Annotated in this window: 21 protein-coding genes and 1 pseudogene; 7 read left to right on the top strand and 15 right to left on the bottom strand. The window is 59.6% G+C overall.

The window, feature by feature from the left end; genetic code table 11:
* From L972_RS21840 to nagB, 3 genes and pseudogenes are all read right to left on the bottom strand, one after another.
* Positions 1-164 (bottom strand): annotated as a pseudogene (locus L972_RS21840) (transcriptional regulator); the annotation flags it as partial.
* 4 nt (positions 165-168) lie between these two features.
* Positions 169-1,314 (bottom strand): N-acetylglucosamine-6-phosphate deacetylase, encoded by a 1,146-nt coding sequence (gene nagA / locus L972_RS08625; RefSeq protein ID WP_047437571.1) that lies wholly within the window; start codon positions 1,312-1,314, stop codon positions 169-171.
* Between the two features lie 9 nt (positions 1,315-1,323).
* Positions 1,324-2,124 (bottom strand): glucosamine-6-phosphate deaminase, encoded by an 801-nt coding sequence (gene nagB / locus L972_RS08630; protein WP_005334308.1) that lies wholly within the window; start codon positions 2,122-2,124, stop codon positions 1,324-1,326.
* A gap of 273 nt (positions 2,125-2,397) precedes the next feature.
* Between nagB and nagE the strand changes: the two genes are divergently transcribed.
* The 3 genes from nagE (at position 2,398) to glnS (ending at position 8,678) form a co-directional block, all read left to right on the top strand.
* Complete coding sequence (nagE, locus tag L972_RS08635) at positions 2,398-3,876, top strand: N-acetylglucosamine-specific PTS transporter subunit IIBC (protein ID WP_021231106.1); 1,479 nt, start codon at positions 2,398-2,400, stop codon at positions 3,874-3,876.
* Positions 3,877-3,997: 121 nt separating this feature from the next.
* Positions 3,998-6,661 carry a beta-N-acetylhexosaminidase gene (locus tag L972_RS08640; protein ID WP_047437576.1) on the top strand — a complete coding sequence of 888 codons (2,664 nt, stop codon included), beginning with the start codon at positions 3,998-4,000 and terminating at the stop codon, positions 6,659-6,661.
* Positions 6,662-7,016: 355 nt separating this feature from the next.
* The gene (glnS, locus tag L972_RS08645) at positions 7,017-8,678 is read left to right on the top strand and encodes a glutamine--tRNA ligase (RefSeq protein ID WP_005334302.1); all 1,662 of its coding nucleotides are present in this window, start codon (positions 7,017-7,019) and stop codon (positions 8,676-8,678) included.
* Between the two features lie 116 nt (positions 8,679-8,794).
* Here the strand turns inward: glnS and fur are convergent, their stop codons facing one another.
* Positions 8,795-9,223 (bottom strand): ferric iron uptake transcriptional regulator, encoded by a 429-nt coding sequence (gene fur / locus L972_RS08650; protein WP_005334301.1) that lies wholly within the window; start codon positions 9,221-9,223, stop codon positions 8,795-8,797.
* A 242-nt stretch (positions 9,224-9,465) separates the two neighbouring features.
* Between fur and L972_RS08655 the strand changes: the two genes are divergently transcribed.
* Positions 9,466-9,939 (top strand): DUF4442 domain-containing protein, encoded by a 474-nt coding sequence (locus L972_RS08655; RefSeq protein WP_005334300.1) that lies wholly within the window; start codon positions 9,466-9,468, stop codon positions 9,937-9,939.
* A gap of 90 nt (positions 9,940-10,029) precedes the next feature.
* Here the strand turns inward: L972_RS08655 and fldA are convergent, their stop codons facing one another.
* The 4 genes from fldA to L972_RS08675 are packed head-to-tail and all read right to left on the bottom strand — an operon-like array spanning position 10,030 to position 11,970.
* On the bottom strand, positions 10,030-10,554 hold the full coding sequence (fldA, locus tag L972_RS08660; protein WP_005334298.1) for a flavodoxin FldA: 525 nt from the start codon (positions 10,552-10,554) through the stop codon (positions 10,030-10,032).
* A gap of 39 nt (positions 10,555-10,593) precedes the next feature.
* On the bottom strand, positions 10,594-10,890 hold the full coding sequence (gene ybfE, locus L972_RS08665; RefSeq protein ID WP_005334297.1) for a LexA regulated protein: 297 nt from the start codon (positions 10,888-10,890) through the stop codon (positions 10,594-10,596).
* A gap of 20 nt (positions 10,891-10,910) precedes the next feature.
* Positions 10,911-11,132: a DUF2788 domain-containing protein gene (locus tag L972_RS08670; protein WP_005334296.1), complete on the bottom strand. Its 222-nt coding sequence runs from the start codon at positions 11,130-11,132 to the stop codon at positions 10,911-10,913.
* A 55-nt stretch (positions 11,133-11,187) separates the two neighbouring features.
* Entirely contained in the window at positions 11,188-11,970 is a 783-nt protein-coding gene (locus L972_RS08675) for an alpha/beta fold hydrolase (RefSeq protein ID WP_081990711.1), read from the bottom strand.
* A 274-nt stretch (positions 11,971-12,244) separates the two neighbouring features.
* Here L972_RS08675 and seqA point away from each other — a divergent pair, with 274 nt between their 5' ends.
* Both seqA and pgm read left to right on the top strand, forming a co-directional pair.
* Positions 12,245-12,754 (top strand): replication initiation negative regulator SeqA, encoded by a 510-nt coding sequence (gene seqA / locus L972_RS08680; RefSeq protein ID WP_047437578.1) that lies wholly within the window; start codon positions 12,245-12,247, stop codon positions 12,752-12,754.
* Positions 12,755-12,812: 58 nt separating this feature from the next.
* Complete coding sequence (pgm, locus tag L972_RS08685; protein WP_047437580.1) at positions 12,813-14,477, top strand: phosphoglucomutase (alpha-D-glucose-1,6-bisphosphate-dependent); 1,665 nt, start codon at positions 12,813-12,815, stop codon at positions 14,475-14,477.
* Between the two features lie 122 nt (positions 14,478-14,599).
* Here pgm and L972_RS08690 read toward each other — a convergent pair whose 3' ends face one another.
* Complete coding sequence (locus L972_RS08690; RefSeq protein ID WP_231560911.1) at positions 14,600-15,289, bottom strand: TetR/AcrR family transcriptional regulator; 690 nt, start codon at positions 15,287-15,289, stop codon at positions 14,600-14,602.
* On the opposite strand from L972_RS08690, the gene L972_RS08695 reads away from it, so the two are divergent.
* Complete coding sequence (locus L972_RS08695; RefSeq protein WP_047437582.1) at positions 15,288-15,953, top strand: peroxiredoxin-like family protein; 666 nt, start codon at positions 15,288-15,290, stop codon at positions 15,951-15,953. The two genes, L972_RS08690 and L972_RS08695, sit on opposite strands and share 2 nt — an antisense overlap.
* A gap of 84 nt (positions 15,954-16,037) precedes the next feature.
* On the opposite strand, the gene mltB is transcribed toward L972_RS08695, so the two are convergent.
* The 6 genes from mltB to L972_RS20735 all read right to left on the bottom strand — a co-directional run.
* A complete protein-coding gene (gene mltB, locus L972_RS08700; protein WP_047437701.1) occupies positions 16,038-17,129 on the bottom strand; it encodes a lytic murein transglycosylase B in 1,092 nt (363 codons plus the stop codon).
* 132 nt (positions 17,130-17,261) lie between these two features.
* Positions 17,262-17,876: a CDP-alcohol phosphatidyltransferase family protein gene (locus L972_RS08705; RefSeq protein WP_047437583.1), complete on the bottom strand. Its 615-nt coding sequence runs from the start codon at positions 17,874-17,876 to the stop codon at positions 17,262-17,264.
* A gap of 16 nt (positions 17,877-17,892) precedes the next feature.
* Complete coding sequence (locus L972_RS08710) at positions 17,893-18,543, bottom strand: ATP-binding cassette domain-containing protein (RefSeq protein ID WP_047437703.1); 651 nt, start codon at positions 18,541-18,543, stop codon at positions 17,893-17,895.
* A gap of 23 nt (positions 18,544-18,566) precedes the next feature.
* The gene (locus L972_RS08715; protein ID WP_136501280.1) at positions 18,567-20,201 is read right to left on the bottom strand and encodes an ABC transporter permease; all 1,635 of its coding nucleotides are present in this window, start codon (positions 20,199-20,201) and stop codon (positions 18,567-18,569) included.
* A gap of 77 nt (positions 20,202-20,278) precedes the next feature.
* Positions 20,279-21,475: an ABC transporter substrate-binding protein gene (locus tag L972_RS08720; protein ID WP_052200043.1), complete on the bottom strand. Its 1,197-nt coding sequence runs from the start codon at positions 21,473-21,475 to the stop codon at positions 20,279-20,281.
* A gap of 17 nt (positions 21,476-21,492) precedes the next feature.
* A partial coding sequence (locus tag L972_RS20735; RefSeq protein WP_047437717.1) for a dihydrolipoyl dehydrogenase family protein occupies positions 21,493-22,732 on the bottom strand: 1,240 nt, incomplete at its 5' end.

Raw genomic sequence — 22,732 nt, forward strand, 5'->3', positions numbered from 1 at the left:
TCGATCAGTTGCCGGGTTATTTTGGTCACGCTGGCCGGGGCCAGCTGACTCAACTCGGCAATCTTGACCCGGGAGATGGGGCCTTGCAGGTCGATGAGCCGATACACGGCTGCACTGTTGACCTGCTTGATAAGATCTACGTTTGCTATTTGTCCGCCAGTCATGATGTCACTGTTGTGTGTAGTGTCCGTTAACCACGGTCCCACGGACCGTGAAGTCCTGATCGAAGACAGTGAGGTTGGCTACTTTACCGACCTGGATACTACCGAGACGTGAGTCCCATCCAATGGCGCGAGCGGGGTAGAGGCTGGCCATTCTCAGTGCTTCATCGAGCGGTAATCCGACCTGCTTGACCAGATTTTCCACCCCCTCAATCATGGTGAGGGAGGAACCGCCGAGTGTACCATTCTCGTCGACACACTGACCATCGCGTAAAAAGACGGTGGTGCCACAAAAATCAAATTTCTCAAAGCCTTCCGGTGCACCGGCTGCCGCGGTGGCATCGGTGACCAGCACCAGTCGCTCCCCCAGCGCCTTGTGAGCCAGACGCACGTTGGCCCAGTGCACATGGTGGCCATCGACGATGATGCCCGCATAAACATCTTTGCGATCGTAGATGGCGCCCACGACGCCCGGCTCGCGACCGTTGAGGGTCGGAGTCATGGCGTTGTAGAGGTGGGTCGCAAAGCGAATACCGTTATCGAACCCGGCCATGGCCTGATCGTAACTGGCGGCAGTGTGACCGGCCGAGACCAGAATGCCCGCTTCCACCAGACGGCGGATATGGGCCGGCTCGTTGCGCTCCGGGGCCAGGGTGATCTTGGTGATGGCATCCGAGTTGGCGCAGAAGAAGTCGATCATCTCGTCCGCTGGCTGGCGAATTTGCGCGGCAGGGTGGATCCCCTTGCGCTTGAGGTTGGTGTAAGGCCCTTCCAGATGGACGCCCAGCACCTCGTTGGGGTGTGCCGCCATGTAGTCACGGGTCACCGCAACGGCCTGCTTCATGTCGGCATCCGGACTGGTGATCAGGGTCGGCAGGAAGCTGGTGGTACCGGATTTGAGGTTGGCCGCCTGCATGGTTGCCAGGGTCTCGACCGTGATGTCGGTGTTGAACATCACACCGCCACAGCCGTTGAGCTGCACGTCGATAAAACCGGCAGTCAGGTTGGCGCCTTTGAGGTCAATCAGCTCGATGCCTGCAGGCAGTTCGGCCAGGTGAGAGATGGCGACAATCTTGTCGCCCTCGATAAGCACCCCGTAGCCGGTCAGCACGCAGCTGCCGGTGTAGAGGGTACAGTTGGTCAATGCGTACATGACGACTCCTTACAGACGGCCGATGTTGGCGGCTTCCAGCTGCTGGAAGTAGCGAACGGTCTTGACCTTGAGCTCCATGGTGGAGGGCTCGTCGCACACCATCATTCCCTTCGGATGCAGTTGCAGGGTGGAGATGGTCCACATGTGGTTGACGCTGCCTTCCACGGCGGCCTGCAGGGCCAGTGCCTTGCCGTGACCGGTGACCAGGATCATGATCTCTTCCGCATCCATCAGGGTGCCGACACCCACGGTCAGGGCCAGTTTGGGCACCTGCTCCATGTCGCCACCGAAGAAGCGGGAGTTGGCGATACGGGTATCTTCGGTCAGGGTCTTGACCCGGGTGCGGGAGGAGAGGGAAGAAGCCGGCTCGTTGAATGCGATGTGGCCGTCGTTACCCACGCCACCCATGAACAGGTGGATCTTGCCGTAGGACTTGATCTTGTCTTCGTAGCGCTTGCACTCGGCCACCAGATCCTCGGCATTGCCGTTGAGGATGTTGATGTTCTCGGGACGAATGTCGATGTGGCTGAAGAAGTTGTTGTGCATGAAGCTGTGGTAGCTCTCCGGGTGATCTTCCGGCAGGCCGACGTACTCGTCCATGTTGAAGGTGACCACGTTCTGGAAGCTCACTTCACCGGCTTTGTGCAACTCGATCAGGCGCTTGTAGGTGTTGAGCGGGGTGCCACCGGTGGGCAGGCCCAGTACGAAAGGGCGATCGCTGGTCGGCTTGAACGCGTTGATGCGGTCAACGATGTAACGAGCAGACCACAGGCCTACTTGGCTGGCAGATTTCAACGGGATCAGGCGCATATGGGATACCTCTGTGTCGGGTTGCGACCGGTTTGGCGGTGGCAATTGGCTAAGACGGATTCAAGTTGTTTTATAGCGTAAATAAAGATTGCGAACTAAGCCACATCTATCCACCACCTTTATCTTGTTTGGGTGATAACGATCACGATTATCGGTTTATTAATTTGCGCAGCGAAATAAAAGCCCTAGACTGCCAATCAAGCCTTGATGGCTTATGCGTCAAACGTGATAAGCACTTAATTTCTAGAAAAACATTAACTAAGGAGAGGAACCGTGAACATTCTCGGTTATTTGCAAAAGATCGGCCGTGCCCTGATGGTGCCGGTAGCGGTATTGCCTGCCGCAGCGATCCTGATGGGGGTTGGCTACTGGATTGACCCAAATGGTTGGGGTGGTGACAGTGCGCTGGCTGCCTTCCTGATTAAAGCGGGCGCAGCCATTATCGATAACATGTCCGTACTGTTCGCAGTCGGTGTCGCTTACGGTATGTCCAAGGATAAAGACGGTTCTGCAGCTCTGGCTGGTCTGGTCGGCTTCCTGGTCGTTACCACCCTGTTGAGCCCGGGCGCTGTGGCCCAGATCAAGAGCATCCCGGTGGAGCAGGTTCCTGCCGCGTTTGCCAAGATCAGCAACCAGTTCGTGGGTATCCTGTGTGGTGTTATCGCCGCTGAGCTGTACAACCGCTTCAGCAGCGTTGAGCTGCACAAGGCACTCTCCTTCTTCTCCGGTCGTCGTCTGGTACCGATCGTAACCTCCGTGGTGATGATCGTTGTATCTTTCATCCTGATGGCCGTATGGCCGGCAATCTACGGTGGTCTGGTCTCCTTCGGTGAGTCCATCGTGAGCCTTGGCTCCACCGGTGCCGGTATCTACGCCTTCTTCAACCGTCTGCTGATCCCGATCGGTCTGCACCACGCCCTGAACTCCGTGTTCTGGTTCAACGTGGCCGGTATCAACGACATCCCGAACTTCCTGGGTGGTCAGGCTACCATCGATGCCGCTCTGGCCGCTGGCAAGAGCCTGGAGCAGGTGAAAGGCGTGGTCGGTATGTACCAGGCTGGCTTCTTCCCCATCATGATGTTCGGTCTGCCGGGTGCCGCTCTGGCCATCTACCACTCCGCCAAGAAAGAGAACAAAGAGAAAGTTGCCTCCATCATGATCGCAGCTGCCTTTGCCTCCTTCTTCACCGGTGTAACCGAGCCGCTCGAGTTCTCCTTCATGTTCGTGGCGCCGGTACTGTATGTCATCCACGCCGTACTGACCGGTATCTCCGTGTTCATCGCTGCCTCCATGCAGTGGATGGCCGGTTTCGGTTTCAGTGCCGGTCTGGTGGATATGGTGCTCTCCAGCCGTAACCCGCTGGCGACCAACTGGTACATGCTGATCCCTCAGGGTCTGGTCTTCTTCGGCCTCTACTACACCGTGTTCCGCGTAGTGATTGCCAAGCTGAACCTGAAAACCCCGGGTCGTGAAGATGACGAAGATACTGCTCCGGCTGCCGCTCAATCTACCAACCGTACCGAGCTGGCCAAGCAATACCTGGAAGTGCTGGGTGGTCAAGAGAACCTGGTCTCCATCGATGCCTGCATCACCCGTCTGCGTCTGACTCTGAAAGACCGCAGCATCGTCGATGAGCGCAAGCTGAAAGCCCTGGGTGCGGCCGGTGTGGTCAAACTCGGTGAGCAGAACCTGCAGGTGATTCTGGGCCCATTGGCCGAAATCATCGCCGGTGAGATGAAAGCCCTGCGTTAATCGAGCGACTCGCTCACCTCAAGTCTAAGTCCATTGTTGACATAACTAAGGGCCCCGCTCAGGGGCCCCATATAAAAAAGCCAAGAAAATCCAACCTTTACTTCAAATGAGAGCAGCAGTTATGAACTTGAAACATTCTCTGTTAGCCATTGCCATGTCTACCGTTTTTGTCAGCCAGGTCCAGGCAGCCGATGCCGCCAAGCAGGCCGTGGTCGACTCCCTCGCCAACAACCTGGTGGTCAAGTATGAAGTGGTCACCAACGACGGTGCCGGTGCCGGCCTCGATTGCCAGGCGCTCGGTTCCGAGTGGGCAAGCTGTGGCGTTGCCAAGCTGCACCTGACCAATACCGGTGCGGACGTCACCTCCAAAGACTGGAGCATCTACGTCTCCTCCATCCGTCGTATCCAGCGTGTGGATAACGACCAGTTCACCATCACTCACCTGACCGGCGATCTCTATCGTTTGACGCCAACCGAGAAGTTCCAGGGCTTTGCCAAGGATGCCACCGTCGAAGTGCCGCTGGTGGTGGAATACTGGGTACTGTTCGAATCTGACATCATGCCGAACTGGTATGTCGCCAGCGAAGGTGCCGAGCCGAAAGTACTGGCCAGCATGAGCAACATCAATGATGCCAGCACCTACGAGAAGCCGATGCCGGCCGATGGCTGGAAGCGTACCAAGGATGACAAGAACATCCTGATGAACAGCGAGACCCGTTTCGCGGCCAACCAGACCAGCACCCTGCTGCCGGCTGGCAAGATTGACAACCAGATCCTGCCGACCCCGATGAAGCAGGTAGTCAAAGCTGGCCCGCAGGTTGACTTCTCTACCATCAAACTCAATGCCCTGGATCTGCCGAGCGATCGCGCCGAGGCCCTGAAGGCTCAACTGACCAAGCTGGGTGTTACCCTCTCCGACACCGGCTACCCGGTGACCATCAAGCTCGGCAGCAAGCTCAAGCAGGCTGAAGGCTATGACATGACCATCGGTCAGAAGGGCACCGTAATCCAGGGTCGCGATATCGACGGGGCATTCTGGGGTGCACAATCCCTGATCTCCCTGCTGGGTGTTGATGACAAGCTGGTGAGCCCGATGACCGTCGAGGATGCGCCGCGCTTTGAATACCGTGGCATGCAGACCGACGTGGCCCGCCACTTCCGCAGTCTGGATACCATGAAGAAGCTGGTTGACCAGATGTCTGCCATGAAGCTCAACGTGCTGCACCTTGGCCTGACCAACGATGAAGGCTGGCGTCTGGAGATCCCGGGTCTGCCGGAGCTGACCCAGGTCGGTAGCCAGCGTTGCCACGACGAGTCCGAAACCAAGTGCCTGATGCCGCAACTGGGTTCCGGCCCGACCAGCGACAACCAGGGTTCCGGTTTCTACAGCAAGTCTGACTACGTGGACCTGGTGCGTTATGCCAAGGCCCGCGGTGTGACCGTGATCCCCGAGATCAACATGCCGGCCCACGCCCGTGCTGCCGTGGTCTCCATGGAAGCGCGCTACAAGCGTCTGATGGCGGAAGGCAAAGAAGTGGAAGCCAACCAGTTCCGTCTGACTGATCCGGCTGACACCTCCAACGTCACCTCGGTCCAGTTCTACGACAAGATGTCCTTCATCAACCCTTGCCAGCCGGGTGCTGCCACCTTCGTGGCCAAGGTAATGGATGAAGTTGCCCAGATGCACCAGGCCGCCGGTCAGCCGCTGACCGCATGGCACTACGGTGGTGATGAGGCGAAGAACATCATGCAGGGCGGTGGCTATCAGGATCCGGCCGTCACCAAGAAAGAAGAGCTGGTCGCCTGGAAAGGCAACGTCGACTCCAGCAAGCAGGACAAGCCGTTTGGCAAGTCCCCGATGTGCCAGAAGATGATCGACGAAGGCAAGATCAAGGAAGTGGGCGAGCTGCCGGTTTACTTCGCCAAGGAAGTGGGCCAGATGGTCAAAGACCGCGGCTTCTCTACCCTGCAGGCCTGGGAAGACGGTCTGAAGTACGCCAGCGGTGCCAAGGACTTCGCCACCGACAACACCCGTGTCAACTTCTGGGAAACCCTCTACTGGGGTGGCTTCAACGAAGCGATGAAGTGGGCGCACAAGGGTTACCAAGTGGTGCTGTCCAACCCGGATTACCTCTACTTCGACTTCCCGAACGAAGTACACCCGGCCGAGCGTGGCTACTACTGGGCAACCCGTTTCAACGACACCCGCAAGGTATTTGCCTTCGCCCCGGAAAACCTGCCGCAGAACGCCGAGACCTCGGTTGACCGCGATGGCAACGCCTTCGTGGCCAAGGGTGACCAGGATCCGGTCAAGTTCAAGGGGATCTCCGGTCAGCAGTGGAGTGAAACCGTGCGTACCGATGCTCAGTACGAGTACATGGTCTACCCGCGTATCTTCTCCGTGGCCGAGCGTGCCTGGCACAAAGGTGGCTTCGAGCTGAACTATGTGAAGGGTCGTGAGTTCTCCGGCGAGACCAAGTTCGTCAACAAGGCCACCCTCAACAAAGAGTGGAACCAGTTTGCTAACGTACTGGGTCAGCGCGTGCTGCCGAAACTGGATCAGGCCGGTGTTGAATACCGCCTCTCCGTACCGGGTGCCAAGGTAGTGAACGGTGTGCTGGAAGCGAACGTGGATCTGCCGGGTCTGCCCATCCAGTACAGCCTGGACGGTACCAACTGGAGTGCCTATGACGCCGCGGCCAAGCCGAGCGTGAATGGCAAGGTCTACCTGCGTACCACCAGCTTCGATGGCAAGCGCACCAGCCGTGTCACCGAACTGAACTGATAGCAGTCAACCGTTAACATGAGGTGGGTCGCGAGACCCGCCTTTCCCAAGGGCGATGGCGCATCGGGTTTGGGAAAGGTTGACTGTGCGTGTGAGCCTTTGTTGTGTGTAATTGTCTGTTTTGTGTTTTTCATCACTTTCAGCTCCGCCTCGTGCGGGGCTTTTTTATGCATTTGGTGTGCAATGTGCCAAGCCACGCCGTTTTTAGCGGCGCAATGGCCGGGAAATGGCTCGGAAGTGCCAAATTCAGGTTGAGACAGCGCCCGTAATAAGGGATCATACCCGGCTTGACGGCGGGGGGATGAGGGTGCCAGCCGGCACAACTTCCGCCAGTGACGCTTTTTTGAGGTGAGCCATGAGTCAGGCGAACAGCCCAACTAACTTTATTCGTCAGATCATTGATGAAGATCTGGCCAGCGGTAAGCACAGCAGCGTGCATACCCGTTTTCCGCCCGAGCCGAACGGTTATCTCCATATCGGCCACGCCAAATCCATCTGCCTGAACTTCGGCATCGCCCGCGACTATCAGGGCCAGTGCAACCTGCGTTTCGATGACACCAACCCGGTGAAGGAAGATATCGAGTACGTAGAGTCCATCAAGCAGGACGTACAGTGGCTCGGCTTCCAGTGGAACGGCGAGATCTGCTACTCCTCCGACTATTTCGACAAGCTGCACGGCTACGCCATCGAGCTGATTGAAAAGGGTCTGGCCTATGTGGACGAGCTGACGCCCGAGCAGATGCGCGAGTACCGTGGCACCCTGACTGAAGCTGGCAAGAACAGCCCGTTCCGCGATCGCAGCGTGGAAGAGAACCTGGCGCTGTTTGCCAAGATGAAGAATGGCGAGTTCGCCGAAGGCACCGCCTGCCTGCGCGCCAAGATCGACATGGCATCCCCCTTCATGGTGATGCGTGATCCGGTTATTTACCGTATCAAGTTTGCCCACCACCACCAGACCGGTGACAAGTGGTGCATCTACCCGATGTATGACTTCACCCACTGCATCTCGGACGCGCTGGAAGGGATCACCCACTCCATCTGCACCCTGGAGTTCCAGGACAACCGTCGTCTGTACGACTGGGTGCTGGACAACATCACCATCGACTGCCACCCCCGTCAGTACGAGTTCTCTCGTCTGAACCTCGAATACACCGTCATGTCCAAGCGCAAGCTGAACCTGTTGGTGACCGAGAAGCACGTCGATGGTTGGGACGACCCGCGCATGCTGACCGTCTCCGGTCTGCGTCGCCGTGGTTACACACCGGCCTCCATCCGCGAGTTCTGCAAGCGCATCGGCGTCACCAAGCAGGACAACATCGTCGAGATGAGCATGCTGGAAGCCTGCATCCGCGAAGACCTCAACGAGCATGCGCCGCGTGCCATGGCCGTGCTGCATCCGGTGAAAGTGGTTATCGAGAACCTGGCTGCCGACGAAGTGCTGACTGCCCCGGCCCACCCGAGCAATGCCGAGATGGGTACCCGCGAGCTGAACTTCACCCGCGAGATCTTCATCGACGAAGCGGACTTCAAAGAAGAGGCGAACAAGCAGTTCAAGCGTCTGGTGCTGGGCAAGGAAGTGCGTCTGCGCAATGCCTATGTGATCAAGGCCGAGCGCATCGAGAAAGATGCGGATGGCAAAGTCACCTGCATCTACTGCTCCTACGACCCCGAGACTCTGGGCAAGGATCCGGCCGATGGCCGCAAGGTGAAAGGGGTGATCCACTGGGTCAGCGCCACTCACTCCCTGCCAGCGGAAGTGCGTCTCTACGATCGTCTGTTCAAGGTGCCGAACCCGGGCGCCGAGGATGACTTCGAAGCTGCCCTGAATCCGGAATCCCTGGTGATCATCGAGGGTGCCCGTGTCGAGGCATCCCTGAAGAACGCCAAGCCGGAGCAGGCTTACCAGTTCGAGCGTGAAGGTTACTTCTGCGCCGACAACAAGCTCTCCAGCCCGGAGCATCTGGTGTTTAACCGCACCGTTGCCCTGCGCGACTCCTGGGGCAAGGTAGAAGGCTAAGCCGATGGGGCAGGGGAGACCCTGCCCTGTGTGCTGCCAACGGCCTGCGCCGGACAATAAAAAAGCCAGCATCAGCTGGCTTTTTTATTGTCCGTTATCTGCAAGTCGCGGGCGACTTATTCGTCGTGCTTGCACTCACCTGTTGCACAGTGACCGTAGAGGTAGAGGCTGTGATTGGTGAGACGGATATTGAATTTCTTGGCGATCTCGCGCTGACGCTGTTCGATCACTTCATCGGAGAACTCGATCACCTTGCCGCAGTCGAGGCAAACCAGGTGGTCGTGGTGCTCCTGAGTGGCCAGCTCGAATACCGACTTGCCACCTTCGAAGTGGTGACGGGTAACGATACCGGCATCATCAAACTGGTTGAGAACGCGATAGACGGTAGCGAGACCAATCTCTTCACCCAGGTCGATCAGTCGTTTATAGAGATCTTCGGCGCTGGTGTGCTGGCAGTCCGGCTGTTGCAGGATTTCCAGGATTTTGACCCGGGGCAAGGTGATCTTGAGCCCGGCCTTTTTTAACGCTTGGTTGTTGTCTGCCATATTCTACTTATTCGCATTCTCGAAGGTGGGGTTATTCTGATGGACTGCCGCAGGAATGGCAACCTTGAACTCGCTTGGCGTGTCATTATAGGTCGTAGTCTCCCTAAAAATAAACCCAGCAATTCAAGGGGTTTAGCCATAAATGGCCGGTTGGATTGAAATAATCAATCGTGTCGTCCGACTTGCTGGCATGGCAGATGTTGATAAGATGTAACTTTCATATTTCTGGTCGGATGAGATCCATGGATTGGCTTTTTGACAATGCGGCCTGGGTGCGCCGCGCACTCAACGCCTGGCCCCCTTTCTGGGGGGCCGGTATCAAGATAGAGACCCTGAGCGATGACTTTCGCTACTGCCGGGTGACCCTCAAATCCCGCTGGTGGAACAAGAACGCCAACCGCACCCAGTTTGGCGGCAGCATGTTTGCCATGACTGACCCCATCTATCCGCTGATGCTGATGGGCTACTTCAAGAATCGCTACTACGTCTGGGACAAGGCGGGCAGCATCAACTACATCAAGCCGGGCAAGGGCAAGCTGGTGGCCGAGTTTAACCTGACCGAGGGCAAGCTGGCCGAAATCGTGGCGGCGACCGAAGGTGGCAACAAGCACTTCCCCGAATTCGAGGTGACGGTACAAGACAAGAGCGGCGAGCTGGTGGCGCAGGTCAAGCGCACCCTCTATGTGCGGGCCAAACCGGAGCACAGAGGTGAATAACAGGGGAGAATGAAGGCAGGCATCGCCACTTGCAGATACAACAAGGGCCCCGTCGGGGCCCTTGTTGTCAGAGAGAAGAGGGGAGGCGGATTACTCCAGCTCGCCCAGGCACATCTCTTCGTGCAGCTGCTTGCACCAGCCCTTGACGCGCTCGGCGGTCAGCTCCGGTTGGCGATCTTCATCGATACCCAGACCGACAAAGTGCTTGTCATCGACCAGCGCCTTGGAGGCTTCGAACTCGTAGCCGGCAGTCGGCCAGTGACCGATGATGATGGCGCCTTTGGCTTCGACGATGTCACGCAGGGTGCCCATGGCGTCGAGGAAGTACTCGGAATAGTCTTCCTGATCACCGCAACCGAAGATGGCGACCAGCTTGTTGGTGAAGTCGATTTCGCCCAGATCGGGGAAGAAGTCGTCCCAGTCGGCCTGGGCTTCGCCGTAGTACCAAGTCGGGATGCCGAACATCAGCAGATCAAAGCTCTCGATGTCGGCCTTGCTGCTCTTGGCGATGTCACGGACTTCAATCAGGTTTTTGCCCAGCTCTTTCTGGATCATCTTGGCGACAGCTTCGGTGTTACCGGTATCGCTGCCAAAAAACAGACCTACACTTGCCATAGTGTTTAGTTACCCGTATTTGGTGTTAATGCTCAACGCTCAGACTGCAATGTCCACCGCAAAGGCGGACTCAATCTGTTGTTTCAGGATAGATTGGATCAGCTCGGCTCGGCTGATGTTCTGTTGTAACGCAAGTTGGTTCAGGCGCTCCAGCAACTCGGCCTCCACCTTTAACTCTACCCGCTTCAGCCCATTTTCCCGATCGCGCTTAAGCTGGTTACGCTTGTTGATCTTGAGCTGGGTCTCGCGGGGGAGTGGATTGGTCTTTGGCCTGCCGGGGCGCTTCTCATTTGCGAACAGATCCAGTGTTGTTCGATCAGTTTGCTGTTTGGCCATACATCACAGATGAAAATAAGTTAGCCGAGTCCTGAGCCTTCCCAGCCCAGTTCGATCAGCCCCTTGGCGACAAAACCCGCACAACCCAGAAACAGTACCAACCAGACGATAAAACGACCGAAACGGGGCACGTTGCCGCGCTTGAGCACGTCCTGAATGGCCAGGCCAATCAATATGAAAATGGCCACAAAGAATAACTTGAGGCCCAAACTTTCGATCAGGTCGATATGTTCACTTAGCATGGATTGCGCACACTCCTTATGACCGGCGCACTATATCACAAAGGATTTGAAACTGTTAACCGCCTGTCGACAGGAAATCCACAACCAATTTGTTGAACAGAGCCGGTTTTTCCGCATGCAGCCAGTGGCCGGTACCCGCGATGACACGCACCTTTGCCGCCGGGAATTGGGCCAGTGCCGTCTCGCTGTATTGGGGCTGCATATAGTCAGAATCCCCGCCTTTGATAAAGAGCACAGGCCCCTCGAAGCGATGCTCATCCTCTGGCCAGCCCATGATGTTGGCGTAGTTTTGCTCAAGGGCGGGCACATTGAAGCGCCAACCCCAGCCATATTCACCTTTGGCGAAGGATTTGAGCAGGAACTGGCGTACCCCGGCGATCTCGATGTGCTGCGCCAGCATGGCTTCCGCTTCACTGCGGCTTTGCGGCGGCGTGCGCAGTGTGGCGTTGAGTCCGGCGAACACATTCTGGTGGCGGGAGTGGGGATAGGCGACCGGCGCCATGTCGGCGACGACCAGCTTGGTCACCCGCGCGGGCGCCAGCTTGGCGACCTGCATCCCTACCTTGCCACCCATCGAGTGGCCAATCAGGGTGGCTTCGGCAATATTCAGCCGATCCATCAGGGTCATGATGTCGGTCGCTTGCGCCGGATAGCTCATCTCGCTGCTATGAAAGGAGGCGCCGTGGTTGCGCAGATCGACGCTGATGACCCGGTACTGTTCGCAGAGGGCTCGGGCCAGCAGGCCGAGGTTGTCGAGGCTGCCAAACAGGCCGTGGATCAGAATGACCGCCGGGCCCTGACCCAGCTCCTTGAAGTTCAATATGCTGTTTTGTTGCAAAATGACACCTTGTCGGTCGTGGGTGCGTATCGCTGTATTATTTAACGCACTGGAAAGAAAAGGATTTCGTCCAATGGATTGGGATTTTATGTGGTTTTTTTTCTAAAAGATCCCGTCCGGATCGGCTATCAGTGCGGCTGATCACACACTTGGCCCACTATTATGCCGTATTCTCGATGAGATTCATGTACATCTGCCAGCCCCTTGCTTGGGCTGTCGGGTTTGCCTATGTATAATCGCCGCATCCGAATTTCGACGAGTCCAGCGCATCCCTATGAAAACCATCGAGCTTGATGACGATCTCTACTTCTATATCGCCAGCCAGACCCGGCACATTGGTGAGAGTGCCTCCGATATCCTGCGCCGTCTGCTGGAACAGCCTGCTCACCAAGGTGTGCCGGTTGCCGAGCCCGTTGCCGTCGCGCAGCCCAGTGCGGTAGCCACCCAACAAGGGCTGCAAGCCTTGCTCGATTCCGGTGAGCTGCAAAAAGAAGATAAGTCCATCAACCGCTTTATGCTGGTGCTGAGTACCCTCTACCGGGATAACCCGGAAGGCTTTACCCAGGCCACCGAAATCAAGGGGCGCAAGCGCGTCTATTTCTCGCAGGATCCCGAGGCTCTGCGTGCCAGTGGCAGCACCACCAAGCCCAAGCCGGTACCGGAGACCCCGTTCTGGGTGATCACCAACACCAACACCAGCCGCAAGCAGAACATGGTGGCCCAGCTGATGGCCAGTATGGGCTATGGCGAAGAGGTGATCGCGCAGGTGTGTGGCGCCATTTAACGATTCTTCAAGACTCAGGCCTTGCCCGGCAAGGCCGCCATTACGCAAGGAAAACGCCATGGCTCAGCATTCCCACGCCGGTCAACCGGCCCGTTTAAGCGATCTGACCAACATCCCCCGTCTGGTCAGCGCCTACTACCTCAACAAGCCGGACATGAGCCGCCCCGAGCAGCGGGTGGCCTTCGGTACCTCCGGCCACCGTGGCAGCGCCCTGCATAGCGCCTTTACCGAATCCCATATTCTGGCGGTGACCCAGGCGCTGGTGGAGTATCGCCAGCAGGCCGGTATCACTGGCCCGCTGTTTGTCGGTATGGATACCCACGCCCTGTCCGAATCCGCCTTTGCCAGCGCCGTCGAAGTGCTGGCGGCCAACGGCGTCGAAACCCGCATTCAGGCTGGTATGGGCTTTACCCCGACTCCGGTTATCTCTCATGCCATCCTGCGCTACAACTCTGGCAAAGAAGGGGCCAGCAAGCCTGCAGCGCGCGCCGACGGCGTGGTGATCACCCCGTCCCACAACCCGCCGGAAGATGGTGGCTTCAAGTACAACCCGCCTCACGGTGGCCCTGCCGAAGGGGAGATCACCAAGTGGGTGGAGGATCGTGCCAACGCCATTCTGGAAGCGGGTCTGGCCGGCGTGAAGCGGATGCCGTTCGCCGAGGCGCTCAAGAGCCCGTTCGTGGTCGAGCACGACTATGTCACCCCTTATGTAGATGATCTGAAGAACGTGCTGGACATGGATGCCATCAAGAACGCAGGCATCAAGATCGGTGTCGATCCGCTGGGCGGCTCCGGCGTTGCCTACTGGGATGTTATCGCCAAGACCTACGGCCTGAACATCGAGGTGGTGAACTACAAGGTCGACCCGACCTTCTCCTTCATGACCCTGGATAAAGACGGCAAGATCCGGATGGACTGTTCCAGCCCGTTCGCCATGGCGAGCCTGATTGCCCTCAAAGACAAGTTCGACATCGCCCTTGGCAACGACCCTGACTACGACCGTCACGGCATCGTCACCAAGTCCGGCCTGATGAACCCGAACCACTATCTGGCTGTGGCAATCCAGTATCTGTTTACCCATCGAACTGGCTGGTCTGCCGATGCCGCCGTCGGCAAGACGCTGGTCTCCTCTTCCATGATTGACCGGGTGGCCGGCGAGATTGGCCGCACCCTGAAAGAGGTGCCGGTCGGCTTCAAGTGGTTCGTGGATGGCCTCTACAGCGGCGAGTTCGGCTTTGGTGGCGAGGAGAGCGCGGGCGCCTCCTTCCTGCGCAAAGATGGCACCGTCTGGACCACCGACAAGGATGGTTTCATTCTGGCGCTGCTGGCGACGGAAATTCTGGCGGTGACCGGCAAGGATCCGCAGGCCCACTACGACGCACTGGAAGCCAAGTTTGGCCGCTCCAGCTATCGCCGTATCGACGCACCGGCCAACAGTGCCCAGAAAGCGGTGCTCTCCAAGCTGGATCCTGCACTGGTAGAAGCCTCCACCCTGGCGGGTGAGCCCATCATCGCCAAGCTGACCAAGGCGCCGGGCAACGATGCCGCCATCGGCGGCCTCAAGGTGGTGACCGAGAATGGCTGGTTCGCGGCGCGCCCCTCCGGCACCGAGTCCATCTACAAGATCTATATGGAGAGCTTCAAGGGCGACGCGCACCTGGATCTGATCCAGCAAGAGGCCCAGCAGATCGTCTCCGCGGCACTGGCCAAGGCAGGTGTCTAAGCCGAACATCACGTCAGCGCCCGGGTCCTCGGGCTAAAGACAAGGTGAAGAGAGGAGCCAAATCGGCTCCTCTGTTTTTCTGTGGTGGCTACGAATTGTGCGAGGGCCTGCTGGTCTGGGGTTTAAAGCATGGCCTGTATCTGGGCCAACACTGCCTGTACCTTGGCGGCAGGTGGATGGGTGCGACCCAGTACGCGCATTCCCCACACCATAGTCATCAACAAAGCCGCGAGGGTGTCGATATCGCGCTCGGCGGCCAGTTCTCCAACGGCTTGTGCCTGGCGCAAGTTATTGGCCACCCGCTGTTCCACTTCGGCTAAGTGCACGCTGGCTTCATGCTGAATCGTTGGATTTTGGCGCCCCACTTCCAGCAGGGTATTGACCAGCAGGCAGCCACGATGTGCCTCGCTGGCTATGGCATCCCGAGCTACAGCATCGAGCAGGGCTCGCACACCGGCTAGGGGAGAATCTGCCGAGGCCAGCAACAGTTCTATCTGCACCAGACTCTGTGCTGAATAGCGCTGCAACACTTCGATAAACAATCCCTCTTTTGAGCTGAAGGCGCCGTACAGGCTGCTGGGCTTCAACCCCATTCTGTCAACGAGTGTGGCGATGCCAGTGTTTCTGAAGCCCGTTTCCCAGAAGCTGTTGAGGGCAACCTCCAGAACTTGTTCTCTGTCAAATGATGCCGGTCTTGCCATTTCGATTCCTGCTTGCGTTGTCTTTTTGTAGTGATCACTAAAAAATATCTTGACCAGTGTTGGTGGCTTGTTTGATATTGTAGTGACCACTACAGAAAGGATGGTAATCATGCCCACACTTGAGCAAAAAATCAAAGAGTACGATGCGATAAAGCGAACTAAAGTCCCTGGTGATGTACTGGCGGTGATGGAGGGGGCAACAGAAGCGCTACGGGCGAGCGGACTGGGACAAGGGGCATTTGTCACTGGCGATCAGTTTCCTGACTTTGCGTTGCCCGATCAGCACGGGGTGGTGCGCCCGCTCTCCCACTATCTGGCTGAGGGGCCTGTGGTGCTCAACATCTATCGAGGTGGTTGGTGTCCTTATTGCAATCTCGAGATGCAGGCACTCAATATCGCGTTGCCCGAGTTTGTGAAACGGGGGGTCACCCTCCTCGGTTTGACTCCCGAGATGCCAACAACCGCGCAGGACACTCTCACCGCCAACGAGCTGGCGATCACCGTGCTCAGCGATGAAGGCAACCGGGTGTCGGCTTCGCTGGGGTTGGTATTCGAGCTGCCCGAGGTGCTGCGCCCAATTTATGAGCGTTTTGGTATCGATATTCCGGCCAGCAACGGGGATGACAGTTTTACTTTGCCTGTCCCGGCGACGTATATCCTTGGCCAGGATCGGGTGGTGCGCTACCACTTCGTCAATGTGGACTACACCCAACGCGCAGAGCCGACCCAGCTGATCGCTGAGCTGGACAGATTGGCCGCGGCCGGGATGCTTTAAACCGACACGGTGCCAGTAGGCGCCGTGTGGAGTGCAGACGAGGCGGGCCTGGACAGGCCTGCCTCGCGTTTATAAGCAAATGATTCAGTAACCGCCTTTGGCCTCTTTCACCGCCAGACCCAGCTGCCACACCGCCATGGCGTAGTGGGTGCTGTGGTTGTAGCGGGTGATGGTGTAGAAGTTGGGCAGACCGTACCAGTATTGGTAGCCGGTGCCCACATCGAGGCGTAGCAGGCTCGCTTCGCTGTGGTTGCCGAGGGTACTGGTGGGGGTGAGCCCGGCGCGGCGCAGGGAGGCCACCGGGTAGCGGGTCTGGAAGCCGTGCTCGTAGCCGGGCAGCTGGCCCTGACCACGCACCGCTACCGGTTGGCCTTTCTCCCAGCCGTGGGCCTTGAAGTAGTTGGCGACGCTGCCGATGGCATCCACCGGATCCCACAGGTTGGTGTGGCCGTTGCCGTCAAAGTCTACCGCATAGCGCTGGAAGCTGGAGGGCATAAACTGGCCGTAGCCCATGGCGCCCGCATATGAGCCCTTGGGTTCGGTGGGATCCATCCCCTCGTCGCGGGTCATCACCAGGAAGGCTTCCAATTCGCTCGTGAAGAACTCGGCGCGACGCGGATAATCAAACGCCAGGGTGGCCAGCGCATCCAGAATGCGGGTCTTGCCCATCACCCGGCCCCAGCGGGTCTCGACCCCGATAATGCCGACGATGATCTCAGGCGGCACCCCGTAGATCTGCTCCGCCCGGTTCAGCTCGCTTGCGTATTCACGCCAGAAGTTGACGCCGTTCTGTACGTTGTCGGGGGTGATGAACTTGGCGCGATAGCGGTTCCAGGCACCGGTCGGGCCGGTGGGCTTGGCGGTGGTCGGCGCCTGGGCATCCATCAGGCGGATGATCCAGTCGTAACGCTCTGCCTGTGCCAGCACCTGATGCAGCTGGGCGTTGTCAAAACCGTGCTTCTCGACCATTTTCTGGACGAACCTGTCCACGTTGGGGCGATTGGCGAAGTCCCCCTTGCTAACCCCTTGTGTATAAACGGGTTTGCTCGATGGCGCCTGATTGATAAAGGCGCTCTTGGGCTGGGGGACGACCACGGGTTTTGGCGCGGGGGCGCTGCTGCAGCCACCGAGCAGGGGGAATAATGACAGAGTGAGAAGAGAGGCAAGGCGACGCATAGGGTTCTCAAAGAGACTGATAAAAGTTTCGCAATGGTAAAACATTGTCATCCCCGTGCAAGTGTTCCGTGCGCCTTGTTTGCCGCCAATTCATCGTGCGATGGATTAGCCCTCCGGTGAGGGCTGTGCTGTTTAGGGCTGGGGGGGACGCAGGGTGTGGTAACCGCTCCAGAGCCGGGTCAGGGTGGTGATGGCGCAGAGCAGGGCAAAGCCGTAGGCGAGCGGGGCGAAGGCGGCTGGCCACAGGCACATCAGCACAAAGAGGGCGATGGTCTCGCTCCCCTCGGTGAGGCCACCCAGATAGTAGAGGGATTTGTGGTGGTAGACCGGATTGTCGATGCCCCGTTTGCCCGCCATGATGGCAAACGCCAGAAAGCTCGACCCTGTGCCCATAAAGGCAAACAGCAGGGTGGCGGCGGGTAGCGCATTGGCGGGGGCGGCGAGGGCAAAGCCCAGCACCACGGCGGCGTAGAAAATAAAGTCGAGCGTGATGTCGAGAAAGCCGCCGCAGTCGGTGATGCCGGTTTCCCGCGCCACGGCGCCATCGAGTCCGTCCAGCAGCCGGTTGAGCAGGATGGCCGCGAGCGCCCACTGATAGTAGCCAAAGGCCAGCAGCGGCAGCGCCAGCATGCCGATGGCAAATCCGGTGAGGCTCACCTGATTGGCACTGATCCCGGCGCGGCAGAGCGGTTTGGCAAGCTGGGTGAGGGGGCTGCGGATCACGGGGATCAGATGGCGATCAAACAAGGTGAACACTCCTCGGTTAACAGTGGCATTCGGTGAGGTTGAGTATGGTGCCCGGCGCGTCTTCCGCATCGTGGGTCACCAGGATGGCGGGGATAGCCAGCGCCTTGATCTGCGCGAACACCAGCTCGCGAAAGGCGGCCCGCAGCGGCTTGTCGAGGCGGGAGAAGGGCTCGTCTAGCAGCAGGGCGTCGGGTTCCGCCAACAGTGCCCGCAGCAGGCTGACCCGCGCCCGCTGCCCCCCTGACAGCAGCTGTGGCAGCTTGTCAGCCTGATCTGCCAGTGCGACCTGCGCCAATGCGGCCAACGCCTTTTCCCGCCGCGCACGTTTTCCCTTGATGGTTGCAGGCATACCGAACATCAGGTTCTCCGCCACCGTCAGATGGTCGAACAGCAGGTCATCCTGAAACAGCATGCCGATGCGCCGTGCTTGCGCAGGCAAGGTGTTGAGTGGCCGCTCGCCGAGCCTTATCTCTCCCTCCAGCCGGATCGGGCCATTTCCTGTCAGCGCGCCGGGCAGTACCCCGGCCAGCCCCGCCAGCAGGGAGCTTTTACCACAGCCGCTCGGCCCCATCAGGGTCAATACCTCGCCGGGGGCCACCTGCAGGGCAGGGAGCGAGAGCAGCGGATTTTCATCAAGGTAAAGTCGAAGAGGCGTGGTGCTCAGCATGTGGCTGTTTCCATCATCAGAGTTCATCGTGAGCTGCCCCCCTTGAGCGCCGGATTGATCCGCGCTGGCAGCCAGAGCGCCAGCAGATAGATAATAAGCGGCAGCAGCAGTTGCAGCAGGCCGTAGAGCCCCGCCAACCGCCGGTTGAGGCCGCTGCCAATGGCCACCGCTTCCGTGGTGATGGTGACCACCCTGCCAGCCCCAAACAATAGGGTCGGCAGATACTGGGCCAGACTCACCGCGGCCCCCACCGCAAAGGCAAACAGCAGCGGGCGCGCCAGCAGTGGTGCTTTGACCTGCCACCAGGCTCGCCATGGCGTGGCCCCCAGCAGCAGGGCGCTTTGGGTGATCCGCGGATCGAACTGGCGATAGGGGCCATGCAGGCACAAATAAACATAGGGAAAAACAAACAGCAGCTGGCTCCAGAGCACCCAGCCCCAGCCAATACCGCTACTTATTGAGTCATGTGCAAGCCAGTCCAACCCGAGCCGGATGCCAAACAGCAGGCTCGCCTGTGGCAGCAACAGCGGCAGGCAGATGAGCCAGAGCGGCCAGGGGCGGCGCCCGGCTTGTGCCTCCAGACTGCACACCGCCATCACCAGTGCCAGTAAGCCGCTCGTCAGCGCCAGCAGCGCGCTGGTTGTCAGCAGCTGCAGCAGGGTTGGCAGCAGATCCAGCCAGTAGTGACCACTCCACTGACTGGGCCAGAGGGCGGGAAAGGGCCAGCGGCGCGCCAGCGACCAGAGCAGCAGCGCCGCCAGCACCGCCAGATTGAGGGTGATCAGGGTGAAGGCAAAGCCCGCTGCGAGCCGGTTGGCAAAGAAGTGGGGCGCCGCCCGTTTGCCATTGAGCCAGTAGCCTTTGCCCATCTCTTTATGAAGCCACTCCAGTAATCTGAGCATGGCGATCAGCAGTGCCGTGATGGCGAGCAGCAGCAGGGCGCCGCTGGCGGTGGCACCGCGCCAGAGCAGATCCGGGTCCTGATACCAGAGCCACAACCGCACCGCCAGCGGGGCGGGGGGGTCAGGCCCGAGCAGTTGGGCGAGATCCACCACTGCCACACCATATGCCGCCACTGCATAGATGGGTAGGCGCAGGGCGGGCCAGAGGGCGGGCAGCAGCAGGCTCCACCAGATCTGGGGGGCGCTAAAACCGAGGCTCGCCCCCAGCCACTGCTGGCGTGCCAGCAGGATGGGTTGCTGCGCGGCCATCGCCATCAGCAGCAAAAAGGGGGTCTCCTTGAAAACGAGCAGTGCAATCAGCCCGAGCCCCCAAGGGTCGCGGATGGTCTGCCAATCGGGGGGGAAATCAAACCCCGTCAGAGCTGGCGAGACGAGCCGCAGCAGCCAGCCGGAGGGGGCGAGCAGAAAGGCAAAACCGATGGCAAAGGCGACGTGGGGCATGGCCAGCATGGGCGAGAGCAGGCGACGGAGCAGCCCGAAAGCCCGGCTGTCGCTGTGGGCCAACAGCAGGGCGGTCAACAGCAGGCTGCCGAGGGTTGAGGCGGCGCCAATCCACAGACTCAGCGCAGCGGAGTGCCACAGGCCTGGCTGGGCCAGCAGCAAGGCAAGATGAGAGGCGGCCATCCCCTCCGCCAGCAGTTGCCATAGCCCTGCAAGCAGAGGGATGACGAAGAGCGCCAGATAAATGACCGCCATCCCCGTACTCATACTGAGGTGGCGTGTCAACCGGCGCCATGGTCGGGAGAGGGCAAGTTGGTGACCAGCAGCACTCATCAGTGGCCGTAACGCTCGGCCCATGCCGCTTCCAGTTTGAGCTGCCAGCTGGGGTGAGGCTCGGCTACCGATTTGAAGCGCAGTGCCGGTTGCCCCTTGGCGGAGTCAGGCAGCGCATCGGCCCGCAGCACGCTGGGATCACCCCAGAAGGCCGGATTGGCCTTGCGCGCCTGCGCCGCCGGGCTCAGCAGGAAGTTGGCCACCACCTTGGCACCCGCACGGGCACTGGCGTTGAAGGGGATGGCGAGAAAATGGCTGTTGGTGAGCGCCCCTTTCTCCATGGCGACGGCTTCCACACTGGGGGGCAGTGCGCCAATCTGGGCGGCGCTCTGCGCCTCCTGCGGATTGAAGCTGATGGCCATGGCCAGTTCGCCATCATCGAGTAGCTGGCGGGTTTCGGCGGCGCTGGTGGGGAACAGTTTGCCCTTGCGCCAGAGTGCCGGATGCAGCTCATCGAGCCAGGCCCAGAGCGGGGCGGTGAGCTTGGCAAAATCGCTCTCGGTCGCCTCCCGATAGAGGGGGGCGGGGTCTGGCGTCAACTCCAGCAGGATCTGCTTGAGAAAGCTGGAGCCATGGAACTGGGGCGGCTTGGGATAGGTGAAGCGACCGGGATGGGCCTTGGCCCACGCCAGCAGGGCTGCAGCCGAGGTGGGCGCTCTGGCGACCTCTTCGGTGTCGACCATCAGATTAAGCTGGCCGATGCCCCAGGGGGCTTCCAGCCCTTCCACCGGCAGGGTGAAGTCCTCACTCACCGGCAGGTTGCTGTCTACCAGCGCCATGTTGGGTAGCTCGGCGGTAAAGGGCGCGCCGAGCAGCCCCTGCTCCTTGAGCGCCTTGAAGTTCTCGCCGTTGACCCAGAGCAGATCGATGGGGCCGCCCGCTTGCTTACCCGCCTGCTTGTTGGCCAGCAGCTGGCTGACGCTCTGGGCGATGTCATCCACCTTCACCTGCACCAGTTTGACCTGATAGTCGCGCGCCAGCTCCTGCCCGGCCCACACCAGATAGGCGTTGATCTCCGGGCTGCCGCCCCAGGCGTTGAAGTAGACGGTCTGTCCCTTCGCCTCCTCAAGGGTCCGTTGCCAGTTGTCATCAGGAGTGGCTAACAGCGGGCCGCAGGCCAGCAGTGGCAGGGCGCTCAGCAGGGCGTTTAGCCGCCGTTTGAGCTGTGAGTTGAGTTGTGAGAATGGCTTGAGCATAAACGTTTCTCTGGTTGTCAGGCGCCACGGCGCCAGCGGTGATAACGGGCCAGCAACGCCAGCACCCGGGTGGGCTGGTGGGCCCGTTTCCATTCACCCGCCACATATTTGTTCCCCTCCATCAGGGTGGGATAGGCGTGAATGGTGCCGAGGATCTTGCCAAGGCCGAGACGGTGACGCATGGCGAGCACGAACTCGGCAATCCGCTCACCGGCGTGAGTGCCCACTATGGTGGCGCCAAGGATATTATCCTTGCCCGGCACGGTCAGCACTTCGATAAAACCGTGGCGCTCCCCATCGGCAATGGCTCTGTCCAGCTCGGCCAGCTCAAAGCGGGTCGCCTCGAAAGGAATCCCCTGCGCTTCGGCTTCCTTGCGATTGAGGCCGACCCGGGCAATCTCCGGCGTGGTGTAGGTGGCCGCCGGAATGACCCGATAGTCGGCCCGAAAGCGCTTGAACTGGCCAAACAGGGCATTGACCGCCGCATACCAGGCCTGATGGGCGGCAAAGTGGGTGAACTGGTAAGGGCCCGCTACGTCTCCCACTGCCAGTATGCTGGGGAAGTTAGTGGCAAGAAAGCCATCGACCGCTATGGTGCCGCGGGGGGCAAGCTCGACCCCCAACTCTTCGAGCCCGAAGCCGCTCACATTGGCGACCCGACCCAGTGCCAGCAGCAGTTGATCCCCTTCCACCACCTGTGTCTCATTGCCCCGGCGCAGTTGCAGCCGGATGGGTAGATCCCCCTTGGCTGCGGGCAGATAGTCGGCTCGTTCGGCGCGCCAGCCGGTGAGTAGCTGCACGCCATCTCGGCTCATCTGCCCGGCCAGGGCGTCGGCTACCTCTCTATCTTCGCGGGGCAGCAGTTGCTCCGAGAGTTCCACCAAGGTCACGGGAATGCCGAGCAGGGCGAAGCTCTGGGCCAGCTCGCAGCCGATGGGGCCGCCGCCCAGCACCAGCAGGCGGCGCGGCGGGGTGCGCAGCTGCCAGAGGCTATTCGAGGTGAGGTAAGGCACCTGATCCAGCCCCGGCAGCTTGGGCACCAGCGGCCGGGCGCCGGTGGCGATGACGATATGGCGGCTGGCAAGGCGCTGGCCGTTAACCTCCACCTCCCAGGGAGAGACCAGCCGCGCCTCCCCTTCGATGCATTCCACTCCAAGCCCTTCATAGCGCTCGATGGAATCGTGGGGCTCGACCTCCTTGATAACCTCAGCCACCCGTGCCATCACCGCCGCAAAATCGGCGCGGGAGTGGCTTGGG

Source organism: Aeromonas sp. ZOR0001 (genome assembly GCF_000801015.1).
Taxonomy (GTDB): domain Bacteria; phylum Pseudomonadota; class Gammaproteobacteria; order Enterobacterales; family Aeromonadaceae; genus Aeromonas; species Aeromonas veronii.

Excerpts from the sequence above, each read along its gene's own strand:
- mltB (WP_047437701.1), bottom strand. The coding sequence starts at position 17,129 with ATGCGTCGCCTTGCCTCTCTTCTCACTCTGTCATTATTCCCCCTGCTC.
- L972_RS08720 (WP_052200043.1), bottom strand. The coding sequence starts at position 21,475 with ATGCTCAAGCCATTCTCACAACTCAACTCACAGCTCAAACGGCGGCTA.
- L972_RS08690 (WP_231560911.1), bottom strand. The coding sequence starts at position 15,289 with ATGATTACCATCCTTTCTGTAGTGGTCACTACAATATCAAACAAGCCA.
- L972_RS08640 (WP_047437576.1), top strand. The coding sequence starts at position 3,998 with ATGAACTTGAAACATTCTCTGTTAGCCATTGCCATGTCTACCGTTTTT.
- L972_RS08715 (WP_136501280.1), bottom strand. The coding sequence starts at position 20,201 with ATGGCGGTCATTTATCTGGCGCTCTTCGTCATCCCTCTGCTTGCAGGG.
- nagA (WP_047437571.1), bottom strand. The coding sequence starts at position 1,314 with ATGTACGCATTGACCAACTGTACCCTCTACACCGGCAGCTGCGTGCTG.
- ybfE (WP_005334297.1), bottom strand. The coding sequence starts at position 10,890 with ATGGCCAAACAGCAAACTGATCGAACAACACTGGATCTGTTCGCAAAT.
- fldA (WP_005334298.1), bottom strand. The coding sequence starts at position 10,554 with ATGGCAAGTGTAGGTCTGTTTTTTGGCAGCGATACCGGTAACACCGAA.
- glnS (WP_005334302.1), top strand. The coding sequence starts at position 7,017 with ATGAGTCAGGCGAACAGCCCAACTAACTTTATTCGTCAGATCATTGAT.
- nagB (WP_005334308.1), bottom strand. The coding sequence starts at position 2,124 with ATGCGCCTGATCCCGTTGAAATCTGCCAGCCAAGTAGGCCTGTGGTCT.
- L972_RS08695 (WP_047437582.1), top strand. The coding sequence starts at position 15,288 with ATGCCCACACTTGAGCAAAAAATCAAAGAGTACGATGCGATAAAGCGA.
- seqA (WP_047437578.1), top strand. The coding sequence starts at position 12,245 with ATGAAAACCATCGAGCTTGATGACGATCTCTACTTCTATATCGCCAGC.
- pgm (WP_047437580.1), top strand. The coding sequence starts at position 12,813 with ATGGCTCAGCATTCCCACGCCGGTCAACCGGCCCGTTTAAGCGATCTG.
- L972_RS08670 (WP_005334296.1), bottom strand. The coding sequence starts at position 11,132 with ATGCTAAGTGAACATATCGACCTGATCGAAAGTTTGGGCCTCAAGTTA.
- L972_RS08710 (WP_047437703.1), bottom strand. The coding sequence starts at position 18,543 with ATGCTGAGCACCACGCCTCTTCGACTTTACCTTGATGAAAATCCGCTG.
- fur (WP_005334301.1), bottom strand. The coding sequence starts at position 9,223 with ATGGCAGACAACAACCAAGCGTTAAAAAAGGCCGGGCTCAAGATCACC.
- L972_RS08655 (WP_005334300.1), top strand. The coding sequence starts at position 9,466 with ATGGATTGGCTTTTTGACAATGCGGCCTGGGTGCGCCGCGCACTCAAC.